Source organism: Pseudoalteromonas sp. PSi26 (genome assembly GCF_054960575.1).
Genome location: NZ_JBHNYT010000015.1, coordinates 21,396 through 40,722, shown reverse-complemented (window position 1 = coordinate 40,722; position 19,327 = coordinate 21,396). Strand labels below are relative to the sequence as shown.

At 40.3% G+C, this 19,327-nt stretch carries 23 protein-coding genes; 9 read left to right on the top strand and 14 right to left on the bottom strand.

All coding sequences use genetic code 11. From position 1 onward, the window contains the following. Positions 1-172: 172 nt before the first annotated feature. Genes ACFI34_RS15155 through ACFI34_RS15135 form a run of 5 tightly spaced genes read right to left on the bottom strand, consistent with a single transcriptional unit; the run spans position 173 to position 3,959 of the window. Positions 173-784 (bottom strand): SCO family protein, encoded by a 612-nt coding sequence (locus ACFI34_RS15155; RefSeq protein ID WP_462674101.1) that lies wholly within the window; start codon positions 782-784, stop codon positions 173-175. Beyond that, complete coding sequence (gene cyoE / locus ACFI34_RS15150) at positions 781-1,710, bottom strand: heme o synthase (RefSeq protein ID WP_462674100.1); 930 nt, start codon at positions 1,708-1,710, stop codon at positions 781-783. Before cyoE ends, ACFI34_RS15155 begins: the two co-directional genes overlap by 4 nt. 12 nt (positions 1,711-1,722) lie before the next feature. Then, positions 1,723-2,712 carry a COX15/CtaA family protein gene (locus ACFI34_RS15145; protein ID WP_462674099.1) on the bottom strand — a complete coding sequence of 330 codons (990 nt, stop codon included), beginning with the start codon at positions 2,710-2,712 and terminating at the stop codon, positions 1,723-1,725. 22 nt (positions 2,713-2,734) lie between these two features. Further along, positions 2,735-3,229, bottom strand: a complete 495-nt coding sequence (locus ACFI34_RS15140) for a transmembrane cytochrome oxidase associated protein (protein WP_462674098.1) — start codon at positions 3,227-3,229, stop codon at positions 2,735-2,737. Then, positions 3,219-3,959, bottom strand: a complete 741-nt coding sequence (locus ACFI34_RS15135) for an SURF1 family protein (RefSeq protein ID WP_271479717.1) — start codon at positions 3,957-3,959, stop codon at positions 3,219-3,221. The genes ACFI34_RS15140 and ACFI34_RS15135 overlap by 11 nt, the downstream gene beginning before the upstream one ends. A gap of 14 nt (positions 3,960-3,973) precedes the next feature. On the opposite strand from ACFI34_RS15135, the gene ACFI34_RS15130 reads away from it, so the two are divergent. Beyond that, positions 3,974-4,285, top strand: coding sequence for a DUF2909 domain-containing protein (locus ACFI34_RS15130; RefSeq protein ID WP_462674097.1), 312 nt, complete (start codon positions 3,974-3,976; stop codon positions 4,283-4,285). On the opposite strand, the gene ACFI34_RS15125 is transcribed toward ACFI34_RS15130, so the two are convergent. The 5 genes from ACFI34_RS15125 to lexA all read right to left on the bottom strand — a co-directional run bounded on the left by ACFI34_RS15125 (position 4,185) and on the right by lexA (position 9,394). Continuing rightward, the gene (locus ACFI34_RS15125) at positions 4,185-5,060 is read right to left on the bottom strand and encodes a cytochrome c oxidase subunit 3 (protein WP_462674096.1); all 876 of its coding nucleotides are present in this window, start codon (positions 5,058-5,060) and stop codon (positions 4,185-4,187) included. The genes ACFI34_RS15130 and ACFI34_RS15125 overlap by 101 nt on opposite strands. 35 nt (positions 5,061-5,095) lie before the next feature. Next, the gene (locus ACFI34_RS15120) at positions 5,096-5,626 is read right to left on the bottom strand and encodes a cytochrome c oxidase assembly protein (protein WP_462674095.1); all 531 of its coding nucleotides are present in this window, start codon (positions 5,624-5,626) and stop codon (positions 5,096-5,098) included. Continuing rightward, a complete protein-coding gene (ctaD, locus tag ACFI34_RS15115) occupies positions 5,626-7,218 on the bottom strand; it encodes a cytochrome c oxidase subunit I (RefSeq protein ID WP_006793775.1) in 1,593 nt (530 codons plus the stop codon). The genes ACFI34_RS15120 and ctaD overlap by 1 nt, the downstream gene beginning before the upstream one ends. Next, on the bottom strand, positions 7,218-8,360 hold the full coding sequence (gene coxB / locus ACFI34_RS15110; RefSeq protein WP_462674094.1) for a cytochrome c oxidase subunit II: 1,143 nt from the start codon (positions 8,358-8,360) through the stop codon (positions 7,218-7,220). The genes ctaD and coxB overlap by 1 nt, the downstream gene beginning before the upstream one ends. A 416-nt stretch (positions 8,361-8,776) precedes the next feature. After that, complete coding sequence (lexA, locus tag ACFI34_RS15105) at positions 8,777-9,394, bottom strand: transcriptional repressor LexA (RefSeq protein WP_006793773.1); 618 nt, start codon at positions 9,392-9,394, stop codon at positions 8,777-8,779. 176 nt (positions 9,395-9,570) lie between these two features. Between lexA and ACFI34_RS15100 the strand changes: the two genes are divergently transcribed. Continuing rightward, on the top strand, positions 9,571-10,014 hold the full coding sequence (locus tag ACFI34_RS15100) for a PaaI family thioesterase (protein WP_006793772.1): 444 nt from the start codon (positions 9,571-9,573) through the stop codon (positions 10,012-10,014). 1 nt (position 10,015) lies between these two features. Here ACFI34_RS15100 and ACFI34_RS15095 read toward each other — a convergent pair whose 3' ends face one another. Further along, positions 10,016-10,396, bottom strand: a complete 381-nt coding sequence (locus ACFI34_RS15095) for a hypothetical protein (RefSeq protein WP_006793771.1) — start codon at positions 10,394-10,396, stop codon at positions 10,016-10,018. A gap of 246 nt (positions 10,397-10,642) precedes the next feature. Here ACFI34_RS15095 and ACFI34_RS15090 point away from each other — a divergent pair, with 246 nt between their 5' ends. The 4 genes from ACFI34_RS15090 to ACFI34_RS15075 all read left to right on the top strand — a co-directional run bounded on the left by ACFI34_RS15090 (position 10,643) and on the right by ACFI34_RS15075 (position 14,193). Next, positions 10,643-11,341 carry a hypothetical protein gene (locus ACFI34_RS15090; RefSeq protein ID WP_462674093.1) on the top strand — a complete coding sequence of 233 codons (699 nt, stop codon included), beginning with the start codon at positions 10,643-10,645 and terminating at the stop codon, positions 11,339-11,341. Between the two features lie 62 nt (positions 11,342-11,403). Further along, entirely contained in the window at positions 11,404-12,057 is a 654-nt protein-coding gene (locus ACFI34_RS15085) for an endonuclease (protein WP_462674092.1), read from the top strand. A 148-nt stretch (positions 12,058-12,205) separates the two neighbouring features. Next, positions 12,206-13,822 (top strand): S41 family peptidase, encoded by a 1,617-nt coding sequence (locus tag ACFI34_RS15080; RefSeq protein ID WP_462674091.1) that lies wholly within the window; start codon positions 12,206-12,208, stop codon positions 13,820-13,822. Then, positions 13,822-14,193 (top strand): hypothetical protein, encoded by a 372-nt coding sequence (locus tag ACFI34_RS15075; protein ID WP_462674090.1) that lies wholly within the window; start codon positions 13,822-13,824, stop codon positions 14,191-14,193. The genes ACFI34_RS15080 and ACFI34_RS15075 overlap by 1 nt, the downstream gene beginning before the upstream one ends. 108 nt (positions 14,194-14,301) lie before the next feature. Here ACFI34_RS15075 and ACFI34_RS15070 read toward each other — a convergent pair whose 3' ends face one another. After that, positions 14,302-15,195 (bottom strand): LysR family transcriptional regulator, encoded by an 894-nt coding sequence (locus tag ACFI34_RS15070; protein ID WP_462674089.1) that lies wholly within the window; start codon positions 15,193-15,195, stop codon positions 14,302-14,304. Between the two features lie 119 nt (positions 15,196-15,314). On the opposite strand from ACFI34_RS15070, the gene ACFI34_RS15065 reads away from it, so the two are divergent. Further along, on the top strand, positions 15,315-15,881 hold the full coding sequence (locus ACFI34_RS15065; RefSeq protein ID WP_462674088.1) for an NADPH-dependent FMN reductase: 567 nt from the start codon (positions 15,315-15,317) through the stop codon (positions 15,879-15,881). An 11-nt stretch (positions 15,882-15,892) separates the two neighbouring features. Here the strand turns inward: ACFI34_RS15065 and ACFI34_RS15060 are convergent, their stop codons facing one another. After that, entirely contained in the window at positions 15,893-16,339 is a 447-nt protein-coding gene (locus ACFI34_RS15060; RefSeq protein WP_462674087.1) for a tellurite resistance TerB family protein, read from the bottom strand. A 97-nt stretch (positions 16,340-16,436) separates the two neighbouring features. Here ACFI34_RS15060 and ACFI34_RS15055 point away from each other — a divergent pair, with 97 nt between their 5' ends. Continuing rightward, positions 16,437-16,802 carry a hypothetical protein gene (locus tag ACFI34_RS15055; protein WP_462674086.1) on the top strand — a complete coding sequence of 122 codons (366 nt, stop codon included), beginning with the start codon at positions 16,437-16,439 and terminating at the stop codon, positions 16,800-16,802. Between the two features lie 2 nt (positions 16,803-16,804). On the opposite strand, the gene ACFI34_RS15050 is transcribed toward ACFI34_RS15055, so the two are convergent. Beyond that, positions 16,805-17,398: a hypothetical protein gene (locus tag ACFI34_RS15050; protein WP_462674085.1), complete on the bottom strand. Its 594-nt coding sequence runs from the start codon at positions 17,396-17,398 to the stop codon at positions 16,805-16,807. Positions 17,399-17,775: 377 nt separating this feature from the next. On the opposite strand from ACFI34_RS15050, the gene ACFI34_RS15045 reads away from it, so the two are divergent. Continuing rightward, the gene (locus ACFI34_RS15045) at positions 17,776-19,284 is read left to right on the top strand and encodes a DUF3360 family protein (RefSeq protein WP_462674084.1); all 1,509 of its coding nucleotides are present in this window, start codon (positions 17,776-17,778) and stop codon (positions 19,282-19,284) included. The last annotated feature ends 43 nt before the right edge of the window (positions 19,285-19,327 follow it).

Here is a 19,327-nt window from a genome sequence, read left to right as displayed (position 1 = left end):
AAAATTGTGTAATCCCTTTCATTTCAATTCATAACAAAAGCTTAGCTCTAGTTGTTAAAATTGCCATAAAAGGGTCAAAAAAAAGTTTAATAAATTTATAAACAGGAATGAAAAAACAAAAAAGGGAGCCTAAAACCCCCTTAAAATACATGAAAATTTAAAAAGTCAGTTTTTAGTAGTAGTTTGCAATAACTTTAAACTCTTGCATTAATTGAGTTGAATTTATAAGCGGCACACTGCCTTGCTTAAACTCAGGTTTAAAAATAGCTCTTAGCGCTCCAGTATCATCAACCAACGCAACTGATGCGCTATGATCAACCGCATAATCAGCTTCTGTTGTATCACTAATTGCGTAAATTAGGCCAAGCTCTCTCACTACTGGAAAAAGATCTTTGTGCTGCCCAGAAACAGCCAAAAAATTGGGGTTAAAGTAATCTATATATTGTTTTCGTTTTTCTGCTGTATCTCTGTTTGGATCGACCGACACAAACCATATTTGTAATGGGTAATCAGCTTCCAGCTCTTTATAAACTGCGTTTAACTTAGCCAATGTTAACGGGCAAATATCAGGACAACTTGTGTACCCTAAAAACACTAAATTCCATTGCCCTTTAAATTGTTCTTTTGTCACTGGTTCGCCGTGCTGATTTTTTAACGTAAAATCCGAAAGTGATTTAGCGTCTTCATAAACAAGTGCATTTAAATTTTGAGGATCATTTTCACTTGAGCACGCTGATAAGAATAAACTTAAAATAACAATTACTAAAAGCCATAATCGCTTCATAAAGGGAGCCATTTATCTATAAATAAGATCACGAAGAGTACCATTAAATGCACTATCGAAAAACGAAATAAATCCATAGCCTTGTCGTTATTAGCTGCAAATTTTAACTTAATGGCTTTGTACATAAACACACTATTTAGCGCACAAGCTCCAACTAAGTAAATACCTCCTGACATACCAATTAAGTATGGCATCACACACACTAAGGCCAATAAAACTGAGTATGCAACCACACATGTTTTACAAAAGTCGATACCATGGGTTACCGGCAGCATTGGAATTTTTGCACGCTCGTAATCACTTTTTCGAGCAATGGCTAAAGCCCAAAAATGAGGTGGGGTCCAGGTAAATATAATCATGACAAGCAACCACGGCGCTGCTGCCATTTGGTTTGTTTCAGATACCCAACCAAGCAATGGCGGCATCGCTCCAGCAAGTCCGCCTATTACAATATTTTGAGGTGTCGCACGTTTTAAAAATGACGTATAAATAAAGGCATAACCCACTAATGCAAATAACGTTAATATTGCTGTAAGCGTATTAGCCCACACCAGAAGCATGATAAAACCAGCGATACCAATACTTGCCGCAAACGTTAATGCATGTGTTTTACTTAAACGCCCTTTAGCAACAGGGCGATGACGCGTTCTTGCCATTTTAGAGTCTATTTCGCTATCCACTACATGGTTAATAACGGCAGCGGCAGCAGACAACAGGCCTATTCCTAATAAGCTAATAACTTGAACGCCTATTCCGCGTCCAACATCAGGGGCCAGTGCTAATCCAACCCAAGCTGTTAAAACCAACATAGCCACTACTTTAAATTTACTGATGGCTAAGTAATCTTGTAATAAGTCGTAAGCACGCAAGCTAAGTGATTGAGTATGTACAGGCTGTATTATTTTTTTGTTAATTGTTAGTGCCATTATATTTCTCCTTTATGAGCGTGATTTTAGGTAATAACACAACCTAACCATACTTAATAACAGTATGGCAGCCATTAAGTTATGCGCCAGTGCAACCCCTAACGGAAAGTGCCAATGTACCAAAATAAGCCCTAAGCTAATTTGGCAAAATAAAGTGACCAATACCGCTATTACGCAGCTTTTAATTTTTTGAGAATAAGCGTGGCTGTAAATTTTCCACATAACAAGCGCCAATACGATGCAGGTCACTAATGCCCAAATGCGGTGTAATAAATGGATGGACATTCTTGCTTGCTGTGACAGCACACCAAACTCGTAGTTGCTGTGCTCAAACGGTAATTGAAAAACACTACTCAATGAAAAAGGCTGAGCGTAATCGCATAAAGGTAAACCATTACAGTGTGGTGCTGCGTAATTAGCCGCAAGCCAACCCCCCAACGCTATTTGCAAAACCAATACAAAAAGCGCAATCAAACTCAACCCGAAGTACCGCTTAGCGCCCTCATCTCCCCCCATAATGGGTTTTGCTGTTAACCTTAAATACAGCAAAGTAATCAACGATAAAATACTAAAGCCACCTAGCAAATGCCCCATTACAATAAGTGGCTGCAGATTCATAGTGACAGTCCACATTCCTAATGCAGCCTGAAACACAACAAGCAATAACAACAAAGATGTTAGCCTCAATGGGGTAGTTGGAAATTGGCGCTTTAAAAAAGCAACAATAAACAACGCTAAGATCATCAGCCCTAAGGTGCCTGCAAAATACCTATGAATCATTTCTTTCCAGGCTTTCGCTTTTTCAAACACCATGTCAGGGTAACTTTGTGTCGCTAAAGCAATATCAGCTTCGTGTTTAGGAACCGTTAAAAAACCGTAACACCCTGGCCAGTCTGGGCAACCCAGTCCTGCATCACTCAAACGAGTGTAAGCACCTAATGCAACAACAACTAAGGCAAAAAGTCCGGTCAATAAAACCCAATTCTTATAATTTTTGTACATCTTTAACCTCACACTAAACGGATTAGCTTGAACGAGAATAATTAAGTAGTTTTTTTAAATCCTTTAATAGCCCTTTTTGAACTAAGCGGTTTTCTTGAGGCTTTGCTTTGTATGGGTACTCAAGTACCACAAGCCCCATATGATCAATTAAATACAAACTTGCGGGGGTCAAGCTTGCTTGCTGGGCCATTTTTTTCCATGGTAAGTCTGCTTGTGAAGGGCTCCCCATAACAGCCATATCTACCTTGCCTTGGTTTTTACCTAGTGCTATGTAAAGATTATTAAGCGCCTCAAGTTGCTCGTTACATGACGCACTGCACTCACTCGAATAATTAAGCGCTATCGTCCATTGTTTAGGGTTATTTTGTTGCCAGTTTTCTAGTTTTATTTCTTCATCTAGAAATTCACCATGATTTGTAACCGCACTGGGTAACCAATCAAATTTGAGCGCACCATAAGCTAAAAGCAAAGGAATAGCACAACAGGTTACAAACAATAAAAGGGGTTTATTTTTCATTTTTATTCCTTTTTTTACTCGCAAAAATGGCTACAACAACACATGCAAAGGCGATTAAAAACCACTGCACTGCATAGGCGTTATGTTTTTGTGGGCTCATTACAACCGCTTCGTAATGCGGTATCGCAATTTCATCACCCTCACCTTGGCGGTAAGCCATAAAGTTAACCAATGGGAAATTAGTTTGTGATTGTATAAAGCTTAAGTCGATTGATTGAATGCGTTTGGGCAGATCACCACTCGAAGTCTTATCTTCTAGGGTAAAACTACTGAGGTTATTCTCTTTAATTTGTGCTTTGACCGTAAACTCACCTTGGGGAATAACTACTGTAGGTAAAATATTCCGTGATAGTGGGGCTCTCACCCAACCTAAATTAACCAATACTGCACGCATATCATTATTTGGTTTTAACAGGGCGAGTAGGTCGTAACCCACTTGTCCGTTATATACTTGATTATCTAACAACCAGTAATGTTCGCTTAAAAGTGTCCCTTTAAGCTCAACTAAGACGCCGGTTTTATTCCACTGCTTTGGTAAATTAAGCAACTGCGACCAACTCATAACACCATGAGTTTGTATTTGAGCAATGGCAGTGAGCTGTTGCTGTTTTTTTTCACCTCGTTCTAATTGCCAAAAACCTAGGCGCACACATACCAGCACAACAACCACAACCATACAAATTGTGATTATTGAACTAAGCTTTTGTTTGTGCCTTAAAACTACTTGCATAAAGGGTCAACTCAGTGATTATTAAAATTATTATTGTACTGTTGTTAATGTTTATACTTTTTAACTTATTTAGAGCGTTATTTATTATGGTGTCAGGGAAAACAAACGGACGACCTATGTCTCATTTTTTAGGTCGCCGAGTGTTGTTTTCGGTTATTGTATTAGTGGTTGCAATTGCAGCAGTTAAGCTCGGTTTTATAAAGGCAAACAGTTCGCCCATAAACGTTACAGCACATATACAAATACAAATAAGCACAGCCATACCACATCAACAAAATGCCAATACCAAGCAGCAGCTTGAAATGCAAAGTGCTTTTCTTTTGTAAAATGCCCTTTTAATATTCGTATTAAAATAACAAATAAAAGTACGGCTCCAAGCGTGACATGCATGCCATGAAAGCCAGTAAGCAAAAAGAATGTATTCCCGTAAACACCGGCATCTAATGTTAAGTTTAGGTCGTTATATGCATGAACATATTCTTCTACTTGCAATGCTAAAAAGCACACACCTAATAGCACCGTAAGCCCTAAAAATACTTTAAGTGGTTTGCGTTTATTGTTTTCCATTGCGACATGGGCAAAATGCAACGTAACTGATGACGCGATTAAAATTAAGGTATTAATTAATGGTAGCCCTTGCCACCCCATAGCTTGGGTTGTATCACCGGAAGGTGTAACAACTAAAGGCCACATAGCTTCAAAAGTAGGCCACAAAACCTCATTGGTCATAGCGTTGTTACCCGCGCCCCCCAACCAAGGCACCGAAATCATACGCGCGTAAAATAACGCACCAAAAAAGGCCATAAAAAACATAACCTCAGAAAAAATAAACCAACTCATGCCTTGTCGAAAAGAACGATCCATTTGTGCTGAGTACAACCCTTGGCCTGACTCGTGTATAACATTTTTAAACCAGCCAAATAACATATATAAAAGAACGGCTATACCGGCATAAAGCAAATAAACACCGCTACCTCCTTCTTTTCCAACCTCCATAACAGTTAAGCCTGCGCCTACGGCGATAAAAAACAACGCAACCGCCCCTACAATGGGCCACGGGCTTTGCTCTGGTACGTAATAATGCTCATGTTCTTGATTCATTTTACTTGCTCCTAGTTTCGCACTAGTGTTTGTTGCTAGTTATTACTGGCAACTAGTTGCTCACTAATATCAAATACGGTGTAAGACAAAGTTAGCTCTTCAACATCACCTGGAAGCGCTGTATCAACATAAAAAAGCAATTTAAATTCGAGCTCTTCTCCCGCTTTTAGGGGTTGTTGATCAAAGCAAAAGCAGGCCATTTTGTGTAAATATTTTGCCGCTTTGCCTGGTGAAACAGACGGTACTGCCTGCATAACTTTATCGAGTTCACTACTATTTTTTGCGCTAAAAACGACTTCTCGCATTTCTCCGGGTTTTACAACCACACTGTACTCTTTTGATTTCACTTCAAAAGGTGCACCACTTTGCGCATGGGTAGTAAAACTCACGCTGACGTCCCTTGTTTGCTGAACCATAGTACTTTGTTGTGCTTGCTCTAACGATGGCTTCCCATTAAGCCCTGTTAAATCACAAAACACGTCGTATAACGGTACTAACGCAAACGCAAACGCAAACATACCTATGCTGATAAGTATTAAGCGCTTAAGAAGTGGTGCATGTGTCATTACTTAATTTCCGGTGGTGTTGAAAAAGTGTGGTATGGCGCAGGGGATTCAACTTCCCACTCTAAACCTTCTGCACCATCCCAAACTTTAGCAGGGACTTTTTCGCCACCTCTGGCACATTTAAAAACAACCACCACAAACAACAGTTGAGATAAACCAAATGCAAAGCCACCAATACTTATAATTGCGTTGAAGTCTGCAAATTGCAGTGCATAGTCCGGAATACGACGAGGCATACCAGCTAACCCCACAAAATGCATTGGGAAAAACAGCACATTTACACTGACTAACGACAACCAAAAGTGCCATTTAGCCAACGTGATATTAAACATATTGCCGGTCCATTTGGGCAGCCAGTAATAAGCACCAGCCATGATAGAAAATACTGCTCCAGTCACTAATACATAATGAAAATGAGCCACTACAAAATAAGTATCGTGGTATTGAAAGTCGGCGGGGGTAATAGCAAGCATCAACCCTGAAAAACCACCTAATGTAAACAACACTATAAAGGCAATGCTGAACATCATAGGGACTTCAAAGCTAATCGAACCGCGCCACATGGTGGCTACCCAATTAAATACTTTCACGCCGGTAGGTACCGATATCAGCATTGTGGAGTACATAAAAAATAGCTCTGCAGCTACCGGCATACCGGTGGTAAACATGTGATGCGCCCACACAATAAAGCTTAGCAGTGCTATAGATGACGTGGCATAAACCATAGATGCATAACCAAATAGCTTTTTACGCGAAAAAGTAGGCACTATAGTTGAAATGATACCAAAGGCTGGCAAAATCATGATGTAAACTTCGGGGTGGCCAAAAAACCAAAATATATGCTGGAACATCACCGGATCGCCACCACCGGCAGCGTCAAAAAAGCTAGTCGCAAAATATTTATCGGTTAAAACCATGGTCACCGCCCCTGCCAAAACGGGCATAACAGCAATGAGCAAAAATGCCGTTATTAGCCATGTCCATACAAACAGAGGGAGTTTCATCCACGTCATACCAGGAGCGCGTAAGTTAACTATAGTAACCACCACGTTAATAGCCCCCATAATCGAGCTAATGCCCATTATGTGCACAGCAAATACAAACAAGGCAGTATTGTCGTTACTGTATGTGGTTGAAAGCGGAGCATAGAAGGTCCAGCCAAAAGCAGGACCCCCTCCAGGCATAAATAAAGACGCAAGCAAAATTAAAAATGCGAAAGGTAAAATCCAAAAACTCCAGTTATTCATTCTAGGTAATGCCATATCTGGCGCACCTATCATTAACGGTATCATCCAATTGGCTAATCCCGTAAAGGCAGGCATAACGGCGCCAAACACCATTATTAAACCGTGAACTGTAGTCATTTGATTAAAAAAGTGGGGATCGACCAACTGCAACCCAGGCTGAAATAGTTCGGCCCTGATCACCATAGCCATGGCGCCACCAATTAAAAACATGGTCAGCGAAAATATTAAATATAAGCTACCAATATCTTTATGATTTGTTGTATAAAGCCAGCGTTTAAAGCCTTTAGCTGGATGATGAGCATGATGCGCTTCATTGGCGTTTGGTTGTTCTGCTATGCTACTCATTAGTTAGCCTCCGCGTCGGCATCAAGTGCTGCTTGAATCTCACTAGGCTGAATAACATCACCGGTATCGTTACCCCATGCATTGCGCTTGTAAGTAATAACCGCAGCCAATTGTTTTATAGATAACTGCTTGGCAAATGATTGCATTGCCGTACCTGGGCTCCCATGAATAAGTATGTCTATATGACCTTTTATATCGCCAAGTACAATTGGGCTGCCTTTTAGAGCCGGAAATACGCCCGGTAGCCCTAACCCCGTAGGTTGATGACATGCTGCACAACTTGCCATGTATACTTGAGCGCCCAGCTCCATTAGCTCTTCTTTAGGTAATGTTTGATCAAGTAAAGCTGCATCAGCTAAAGCTGCTTGTTGCTTAGCTTGTTTAGCATCGGCAAGCCATACTTTAAAATCAGCCTCAGATTTAGCCTCAACTACAACAGGCATAAACCCGTGGTCTTTACCGCACAGCTCGGCACACTGACCTCGGTAAATACCTTCTTCGTTTATGTTGGTCCATGTTTCGTTAATAAAGCCTGGATTGGCGTCTTTTTTAACGGCAAAGTCTGGTACCCACCAAGAGTGGATAACATCATCTGAGGTCATTAAAAAACGAATTTTTTGATTAATTGGTAGTACGAGGGGTTTGTCTACCTCAAGTAAATAATTTGGGTTTTTATCAGCTAAATTAGTTATTTCATCCTGAGGAGTTGCAAGCATTGAGTAAAACTCTACATCTTCTCCCATGTATTCATAATGCCATTTCCACTGTGAACCTGTAACTTTAATTGTTAAGTCGGCTTTACTGGCATCTTCCATAGCGATTAAGGTTTTTGTAGCAGGCACTGCCATAGCAATTAAAATAACAAATGGAATGGCTGTCCAAAGAATTTCTACTTTGGTGCTTTCGTGGAATTGAGCGGGAACCGCTCCTTTAGATTTGCGATGATGAATGAGTGCCCAAAGCATAATGGCAAACACTATTATCCCAATCACACAACATATAAAAAATATGGTCATGTGTAATTCGTAAACATTTTCACTTATATCTGTAACGCCTTTACGCATATTAAATTGGCTATTTGCCAAGGCTAACTGCGGAAAAGCACACAATATAAGCCACAAGGTACAACTAAGTTTACCCATGTGACGACTCCTTTGATGCTGTTGCTAGTGCAAAGCGAAGAGGCATACGGCTTAAACGCCAATTCGTTATTTTTATTTTTTTATTAATGCCGTTTTATTTATAAAAATTGGCATTCACTGCGCTAGCAACAAATTTATTGTGTGTGCTCAAAACTTAAAAGCGATGAGTATTGCCAGCGTCAGTTCATTAACAATTAGTTAATATTTAACCAGCATGCAAGTTTTTTGTATTAAAAACAAACAATAAATATGTAAAAAGTAGAGCGTTGATTTAGTTTAGCGTAGAAAAAAATGGCTCAAATCGAGAGGTAGTAAGGGCTAAGGATGAAATGAAAGAGTGTGAATAAAAAACAAATAAATTTAAAAAAATAAAAATACGCACCAAAATAGTGCGCTTTTCATAAAATAAGAAAAAACTACATCCAGTCCGCGTTACGAATAACACCCACTGCTAAGCCTTCAATGTTGAATGACTCAGTTTCGAGGTCGACCTTAATTGGTGCAAACTCGTCATTTTCGGCATGAAGTAATACCTGACGACCTGCCTTTTCAATACGTTTTACGGTTACATCGTCATCAACACGGGCAACCACAACTTGACCATTTTCAGCCACTTGTGTTTTATGCACAGCAAGTAAATCGCCATCCATAATGCCTATATCTTTCATACTCATACCATTTACGCGCAGTAGAAAGTCAGCAGCTGGTTTGAACATTAACGGGTCAATTTTACAGTGGCTTTCAACATGCTCTTGCGCCAAAATGGGTGAACCTGCTGCAACTCGGCCAATAAGCGGTAAACCCAATTGCTCCGGTTCCTCTTCTTCAACAAGTTGAATCCCTCGGCTTGCGCCTGGTTTCATTTTAATCACCCCTTTTTTGGCAAGGGCTTTTAAATGTTCTTCAGCGGCATTTGCACTTTTAAACCCTAACGTTTGTGCTATTTCGGCACGTGTAGGCGGCATACCAGTGTCTTTAATAAACACTTTAATTAATTCGAGTATTTGAGCTTGGCGTTTAGTTAATGGGCGCATACAACTGGTTTTCCATACAGTACATTTAACTGTGAGTATATACAGTTAAATAAAAATCGCAAATTTAAATTACCCGTTCAAATAGCCAAATTACTTTCTTACGTGTACATTTTAGGGGCTTTCTAATATAGCCTATAAAAATAGTAACTTGCTTCATTAAATTTAAAGGAATCTATATGAGTATTTGGCATCAACCCATTACATTAGCATTGTGTAAACAATTGGACGAAGGCATTAATGGTCAAGGTACCCTAATGAAAACCATGGGAATCGAAATAACAGAGATAGGCGATGATTACTTAGTCGCAACTATGCCTGCAATCCCTGCACATCATAATCCTATTGGCATGGTTCATGGCGGCGCTAACGTTGTACTGGCAGAAACGGTAGCCAGCTATGCTGCTAATTTTGTTGTCGATTTCACAAAATTTTACTGTGTTGGGCAAGAAATAAGTGCAAGCCATTTAAAGGCTTCTCGTAATGGTACATTAACGGCAACAGCACGCGCATTTCATATTGGAAAACGTAGTTCAGTTTGGGAAATAAAAATCACAAACAGCCGTAACGAACTGTGCTGCGTATCAAAAATGACCGCAGCAGTTGTTGAGCGAAAAGCGTAGGTTACTTCTCGAGAGGGTAAATTGTTATTTCCATACCCGCGCCAATAGCAGATATACGAAGTAGTGTATCTGCATGTAAAGCTTGATTAAAACACTTTGGCGATGTGCCTGACTCAAACCCTATATCAAACGTTCTACGTGAGCAGCTTAACCATTGCTTTAATGCATTGCGTGAACACGATTCAATAAGCTCACATATATGGTTTATTGCTTTGTCTGGTGATTTTACATCGCCAGCTACCTCAATACGTGCTAATTGACGGTATTCGTCTTTGTCATAATGTAAAATCGTTGCGACTTTTTTTAGATCGGCCACCAGAACACTAATATCTTGTTTTGACTCAAGCTCTAGATCTACATTTAAAAATTGAATTTCCGACATTGTCTCGTATTTATCCTCTAATGGTTACCATGCAAACTTTAACGCAGTTTTACCTTTATACCAAATCAACACCCTATAAATAGACGTTTTATATGGCAATACTCTTATTTTAGAGTGCTATTGCTGCTTACAATTGGCGCTATTGTGCTGAAACGCTATTTTAATGTATTAGTGCGACATTTTGTCGCACCCACCTTGCTCAACCATCGCGTAAAATGTCTTTTAAAAATAATATGATAAACACACATGAAAAAAATTTTTAAACCAGCACGTAAACTTCATAAATGGTTGGGCTATTTATTAGGAATACAAATACTAGCTTGGTTGCTTGGCGGTTTGGTTATGAGCGCCATCCCGCTTGAAAAAGTACATGGTAAACACCTAGCAACACGCACGCTAGCCAACCCTTTTAAAAGCCATGATTACGTCGCATCAATTGATGATATCGCAACCAAAGTAACCAATCCGATCAAAATAACCTTCACACATTTCTTATCCACCCCACTTATAACTGTAACCAGTAAAGACAACCAACAAAGCTTTAATGGCATTACTGGGCAACCATTTAAAGCGCCGAATAAACAGCAAATAATTGCTAATGCGCACGCACATTTACTTATTGATGCTCAACCCGAAAGTACCGCATTATTAGCTGTAGGACCACGAGAAAGCGGTTATAAAAAAAATGTATGGCAAGTACAATTTAACGATACATTTAGCACCACCCTCTATTTGTCATCAGATACAGGCAAAGTGATTACTGTGCGCAGTACACTGTGGCGAATTTTCGACTTTTTTTGGATGCTACATATTATGGATTACGATGAACGTGAAAACTTTAATAATCCTTTATTAATTAGCTTTGCAGCAACCAGTGTACTTTTTTGTTTAAGTGGTTTTTTGCTGCTATTGCAAAACATAAGGATTAAACGCAGTTTTAAATAAGTGTATGTTTGCCTGTTAACCCAGTAAACTAGGCGCTCCTGTAGTTCACGTATGTGATGGATATGACCCGATTGATTTTGGCCTTACTGGCTTGCTGTGTCTGTTTTTCGGTATCAAGTAAAGACTTTACTCGTTTCTCTACTGCTAAAAAGCACTTAATAAAAACACTACCGAACAATGCAAAAAGCCTGTATTGCGGTTGTGATATTAAAAAACAAGGTAAAAAACTAGTGCCAGATCCAACGGGTTGTGGCTATGTACCTCGTAATACATTTACCCGCTCAGGCAAAGTAAACCAGCGCGCCTTACGTATTGAATGGGAGCATATTGTATCGGCATGGGAGTTTGGGCATCAACTACAATGTTGGCAAAATGGTGGGCGTAAAAACTGCCGTAAAGTCAGCGAAAAATTTCGAAAAATGGAAGCTGACATAAACAACTTAGCCCCCGTAATTGGCGAAATAAACGCTGACCGTTCTAATTACCGCTTTGGCATGCTAGGTGAAGCCGCGACTCAATACGGCCAATGCGATGTAAAAGTAAACTTTAAGCAACGTGTTGTTGAGCCACCATTTTATGCCCGTAAACAAATTGCCGACGCCTATGCTTATATGCAAAAAACCTATGGTTTAAAAATTTCAAAACAACAACAAAAACTTTTTAATGCGTGGCAAAAGCAAGACCTAGCACTAAAAGATACTGTACAAAAAATGTAATGGTATATTCCCGCTAATATGCAAACATAAGATCCTGCCTTGCCGATAAAAAATGACACAATTATTTACATAAAGAAAAAGCAAAACGTTGAATAAATAATCAGGTGTTGTAGTATTTTAAACAACTTATTTACAGGAAGTACTGAATATGTTTAAAAACAACACACTATCGCTTGCAATCATCAGCGCGCTCTCAGTATTTGCTTTAACAGGTTGTGGTGGAGGCGGAGGTAGCAACACTACACCAGCGCCTGTCACGCCACCTACTAGTAACACACCGACATGGACTGCCGGTGTATTTGAACCTTCAGACGAACTTAAAAACTTTTGTGAAACACCGCGCACAGGTAGTGACCCGTTTAATAACAACCAACCATACCCAGACCAAGCTGGTTCAGCCTTATACGAAAAACTATGGCTTCGCTCATGGAGCGACGAAACATACCTGTGGTATGACGAAATAGCTGATAACGACCCTGAATCGTTCGATACCGTGGCTGAGTATTTTGCTCAACTGAAAACTGAAGAACTAACCGATTCAGGCGCTAAAAAAGATAACTTTCATTTTTCAGAACCCTCTGAAGATTACTTCCAAGAAGCACAATCGGGCGTTACCTCTGGTTATGGTATTAACTGGGCATTTATTGGAGATTCAGCCGATAGAATTTTACGTGTTGCTTACCTTGAAGATGACTCACCAGCAAGCCAAATTGGCTTTCAACGAGGCGATACCGTACTTGAAGTTGATGGCGTAAGTATTAATACCAATACCCAAGCAGGGATTGATACTTTAAACGAAGGCTTATTTAGCCCAACCAACGGTGATTCACATACAATCGTTGTCCGCAGTAACGACGGCACGGAAAAAACATTTAACGTCACAGCGGGAAACATTGAGCAAACGCCTGTTCAAAATGTAAAAACGATTGTAACAAGCAATAACACGCGCGTTGGTTATATGCAGTTTAATAGTCATATAGGTATTGCCCAAGAGGGCCTAATTGATGCAGTAAATAAATTTAGAACCGATAACGTAGACGAACTCGTTATTGATTTTAGATACAACGGCGGTGGTTTATTAGCGCTTTCTGCGCAGCTAGCGTACATGGTGGCAGGAAGTGCCAATGTACAAAACCGCTTTTACTATCAAACACAACAAAATGATAAACAGCCTGTTGATTCTCCATTTCCGTTTATTGACGAAGAAATAGATTACTCAACGTTTTTTAGTACTGGCGATAAATTACCTGATTTAAACTTATCTAAAGTGTATGTACTAAGTACATCAGGTACCTGTTCAGCCTCTGAAGCATTTATTAATGGCTTAAAGGGAATAGATGCAGAGGTGGTACTTATTGGCGACACAACCTGTGGTAAACCATACGGATTTACGCCTACACACAACTGTGGAACAACCTACTACACCATTCAATTTAGTGGCGTTAACAGTAAAGGCTTTGGCGAATATGCCGCAGGCTTTACCCCAACACCAACACCACAATTTAATGCCGATGTACAAGGGTGTGTTGTTAGTGATGACTTTGATAATCAACTTGGTGATAGCAACGAAAGGTTACTATCTACAGCACTTTTTCATATAGACAATAACGGCGAGTGCCCAATCACAACAACAGTCGCTAATAGTAAAGTAGATGTACCAAGCTTTGCTGCAACTAGCGAAAAACTGCAACCTTTAAACGCACCAAATGATCTTACTCGCGGTAACATGGACCTAACATGGCCTACGTTGTCTGAGGAGCAATAATGGTAAAATTACTGGCGGTACTCACTGTATTAATAAGTATAGGAGGGTGTAATAGTATGAGTAATGCCGTTGCAAAGCCTGCGTTATTAACAGAAGTTAACCCAGGCGTTATAACTGTGCTGCAACAGGCAATTATAAAAGCTAAAGGCGGCACGCTAGTTACACTGGCCGACACCGTTTTTACCAAACGCAGTGAGCTATTACTAAGCCATGGCACAAGTAAAGATCCCAATGGCATGCCCATTATGGGTGCGCATAATATAAAGTCAGAAAAATTTGTTTTACAAATTATTGGCGAGCAATGCGTGCTTTATTACCCTAAAAAAGATCTCGCTATTGAGCTTAAAAACGTACGTTGTAAAGCACAGTAATTTAATAACTAAAACGGCGTACAACTAATTGTTGTGCGCCTTTTTATTGTAAAACTATAAAAAATGCTGATTGCCAAAAAATAACTCGATCGGGAAACCTTCTGTTTTTTACTTAGCAAGTTTATTAAAATGCGCTTTTAATAAGCCTGCAAAAGCTTGTACTTTCGCGGTGCGATGCACTAAATGATGGGTCACTAACCACACATCGGTGGGCCAATTTAATTCACTATGTAGCACAGGAACCAAATCGCTATATTGCGCTGCTACATCATGTTGTAAACCACCAATCCCTAAGCCTTTAATAATCGCGCGTGTAGCCTCGGCAGTTTCTGATACACGTAATTTGATTTGCGATGCAGGAATATTTTCGTCTGCCCAAGCAAAATAAGGTACCCGTGCATTATATCCCGCGACTCCGGATACAAAATTATGCTGCAATAAATCACCTAATGATTTAGGCATACCATGCTTTGTAATGTAACGTTTGTTAGCATACAAACCCGATGTAAGCTTTGCTAAGTGCTGAGCTATGTAATCACCTTCATCAGGTTTAGGGCCTGCACGAAGCGCAATATGTGCTTGCCCGTGATCGAGCCGCAAGCGTTTTTGCTCCAAAATAACTTCAAGCTGCACTTGTGGGTGTAATGTCTGAAATTGCTCACATACATCACCCATAACATCCATAAACCCACTCACCGTAGTAAGCAATAAACTTCCGCGTAAAGTACTGTCGGCAGCGGCAATATCGTTATGTAACTGTTCGAGCGAGGTATCTATTGTTTGCGCTGTCGCAAATAATTTAGCGCCTATTTCAGTTACCTTGTAACCACGAGCATGGCGATGAAACAATCGCGTATCTAGTTTTTTTTCAAGGCTGTTAATTCGTCTTAGTACCGTGCTGTGGTGTACATTTAGTGCCTCTGCTGCAGCTGTAAGTGTGCCAAGCCGGGCCACTTCAAAGGCCACTTTTACGTCTTGCCAGTCGTCAAATTTTATTGCCATGTACCCTGCCTTTAACTTGTGTGCGTATACGCACATAAGTGTTGCGTTTATTTGGGTTTTCTACAAGTAAAAGTTTGCTACATTAGGTATGTAACTTAAAACATAAAAAGGCCAAATCCATGTCAGCACCAAAAATTATCGCGCTTGCGGGCAGCTTACGTAAAGAAAGCTTTAATCAAAAACTTATTAATGAAGCAGCACGTTTTGCTTTGCAAGCCGGTGCTGAAGTAGAAGTTATTCAGTTAAACGAGTTAGATATTCCACTATTTAACGAGGACATTGAAGCGCAAGGCACACCAGTCGACGCCCAGCTTTTAAAAGACAAACTTCGCTCTGCAGATGGTATTTTACTGGCAAGCCCAGAGTATAACGGGTCTATTACTGCGCCGTTAAAAAACGCTATAGATTGGGCTTCACGCACTGAGCAAGGTGCAGTACCGGCGTTTCGTAATAAAGTTGTGGCCTTATTTGCTACTTCACCGGGTGGATTAGGAGGTTTACGCGGTTTAAACCACGTACGTGATATTTTAAGCGGCATTGGTTCGTTAGTGCTTGCCGATCAACTTGCTGTACCGTCTGCGTTTTCTGTTTTTGATGACAATAGCCAAATTAGCGACCCAGAAGTAGCCGATAAAGTATCTTCGCTTGCTCATCAATTAGTCAGTGTTGCAAGCAAATTAAAGTAACCTTATACGCTTTACTTTTGCTTTGTCGCCGCTATTTTTGCGGCGATAAAATCAACATGCGTTACATATAATAGACCCGCTATTTTACGTATTACGTACTCTTCTTGAGGGTCTATTTCACCGTCTGCATAGGCTAAACGCCACAGCAATTCTATTATTTCGATGCGCTCGGCTGCACTGCAATGTTCATTAATCTGCTTTGAAAACTGAAAGTAATCAATTGCACCATCTAAACTACTTGTAGCATTGGTGGTGAGCTCTTCAACCTCTGAATCTGTTAAATTAAAGTATTTTTTTAAGGTTACAGTCAGGGTGTGTTGTTCATTATGGTCAAGCTTAGTATCGGCACGCATGACTTCGATTAGCAACGCTGCTACCGCTGTTTTTAAATCGTGCGGCTCTATACTCGGCGCTGGATCATCGAATGCTGTAAAAAGCTGTTTTATTTGTTTGAACATCACATTATCTCTTTTGGGTGTTAGACTTAACGTACATAAATCGAACTTATATGAGTATTTAATGGGTATTAAGTTCGCAAATTAAAGGATACATTTTATGAAAGGGTTATTTTCACCGCGCTTTATCATTAGTTGCGTACTGGTGGGCCTTTCGAGTATAGGCACTGCGCAGGCCGACACCGTCGAAAAAGAAAAATCATATGACTTTGATAATAAAGTGCATTACTACCAAACCAAAATTGACGACAGCAATTATAAAATAGAAATACAATCAGACGACTATAAGCATTTTGCCAATCAAAGTATGTTTTTACTTCGCCATGCAGACAGGTTGTGCCGTGGTAATACCTTTATGTTAAAAGTGCTTGAAGGCGTGCAAGAATACGAACGTTTTCCTACTAAGCCACGTGCCTATCAACCATCTTTAACGGTTTTATTGCAATGCGAAGAGCCTGAACAATAAGCTTACTCTTCGTATCCCCATGGTGCAGCGGGTGGCGTAATAGGTTTAGTTAAATCAAAATCCACTTTAAATTCGCGCCCTTGACGAATTAAACGGTAAGTGAATACCTCAGGGTAAATATACATTTGCCATGTATTCCCTGCCGACTGTGCAATACCTTGTGCTACAAATAACTCTTTAGAATATTGATCAGCAGGAAACGACTGCATTTGTGCATAACCCGCATCAAGTGTATGACCGCCATACATGGTTGAAGCATCGTCAGTGCCATCTTCATGGCGATGATCGTGTTTTAAGCTCAAACCACTGCCTGTTTTTGTAATGATCCACGTACGCGATGCATCATCACCCACATGAAATGGCACTTGTAGCTCGCTATCAGTACATTTACGTACATGCATAACTAACTTTTTATTATCAAATGAGCTTGGGCCTTTTGCGTTATCTACACTTACTTTGCCCTCAAACGCTTTACCACAGTGCGCTGCAATATTTTTAAAAAACGCATCGTGTGTCGGTATAGATACCAAAGGCGCAGGGCGCGCAATAGCGGCTGATGAAGCAAGTAATAACGTTACTGCCGTTAATAATTTCATAAAGTACTCTTATAATAGTTTTTTAATACCATAGCGGTTTAAGTTAATAATAGGAAATAGCTGCGACAAGTGGCTAAAAACAGCTGAATATAAGTAATCTCTTTGTTATTAGACTAATGGCTTATATTGTAAAAAGCTGCAATAAATTTACTTTCACCCTATACAGAAAAAACATAACAAACTGATTAACAATGAATTTTATTGATTGTTTTTAACTATACATAAATGATTGTTAGTATATTGACTTCCTTTTTCTCCATACACGACCTTTTGCCTATACATTCCTGAGTAAAAGCTGATCTACCCTGCCCCTTCACTATTCATTTGCTTTAACAAAAGCCGTATTAGTAAATAAGCAACGAGTAACAGGAGGGACTATGTCAGTAACCCCAAAGGGTCACAACTCAGATCACAAAAATACATTGCACGACAATACCAACAGCTATCAAAACAACCATAAACCCAGTTCAGAGTTTAATACCCGCGACGAATACCTAGAGCACGAGCTGCAAATTATGCAGCCTAAGCGCTGGAGACCTAATTTACCTTTTAGAGACTACCGCTTTGAATTTGAAGACACGATTCCAGCCATGGCGGGCACCATTGGTAAAGTCGTTATGGTGGGGGCTATTGCCGCTACTTTTGCAGCGCCACTGGGTTTAAGTGATGCGTTTGTGTTAGAAAACGTACGCTATGAATTACTCATTGTTTCTATTTTTATTATTTTGTTTTCGGGCTTTATTTTACCCACGGCTAACTTAGCCGGTACTCACGGCCCACTTATCCCGTTAATTCCTATTGTGGTTGCCGCTGGCGGCCACCCTATGGCGTTTGGCTTACTCATTGGTGCCTTTGGCTTTATTTTAGCCATAACCAAAGGAGGGAGCTTGCTGGCACGCTTAACGAGTAAAGGCGTGTGTGGGGGATTACTTATATATTTAGGCTTTATTGGTACTATTTCGCAGGTTAAAAAGCTGTTTGCATGGGCTGAGGCCATTGATATGGCGCACATTGCATTTATTGTTATTTTGGCGACCATTTTATTGTATGCGTTACTTGAGCACTTTAAAAAGCGCTGGCTAGCGGTGCCGCTTAGCTGCCTTATTGGCGGTGTGGTTGCATTTGCACTCGGTGCGCCGTTTGAATTTAATACCGCGCCGGGCTTACCAAATATGAACCCAGCTTATTGGTGGGGCGAAAACACAGGTTGGATGCTGGGCCTACCAACGCTTGAAAGCTTTGTGGTTGTTCTGCCATTTGCGGTATTAGCTGTGGCTATGTGGTCACCGGATTTTTTAGGGCATCAAGTATTTCAAAAAATTAGTTACCCGCAACGCACTGAAAAAGTTCAAATGAACATAGACGACACCATGCTAAGCGCATCGGTTAGACAAACCTTTGGCTCGCTGGCCGGTGGTGCTAACTTTACCTCATCGTGGGGGACTTACATTGTCCCTGCCGCTATTGCTAAACGCCCTATTCCGGCAGGCGCCATTTTAACAGCCGTATTTTGTATTATTGCGGGTTTATGGGGCTACCCGATGGATTTAGCCATTTGGCAACCTGTGCTGTGTGTTGCGCTTATTGTAGGTGTGTTTATTCCGCTGCTTGAGGCGGGTATGGAAATGACACGCGAAGGTAAGACAACGCAATCGGCCGCTATTGTTGTGTTTGCGTCAAGCTTGGTTAACCCTGCTTTTGGTTGGTCTCTAACTATGCTGCTTGATAACTTAGGCTTAATTGGCTGTAAAGAGCGCAGTGCTAATTTAACTAAAATGAGCCGCTGGGTTATTCCGCTAATTATGTTTGTTATTTTAACTACCGTTATGGCTATTGTTGGTATGTTGCCAGGCATACCTGCGCTAATGGCAGATTTTAGACATTAATAATTAGAAAACTTAAACATAAAAAAAGCGCGGCTTATATACT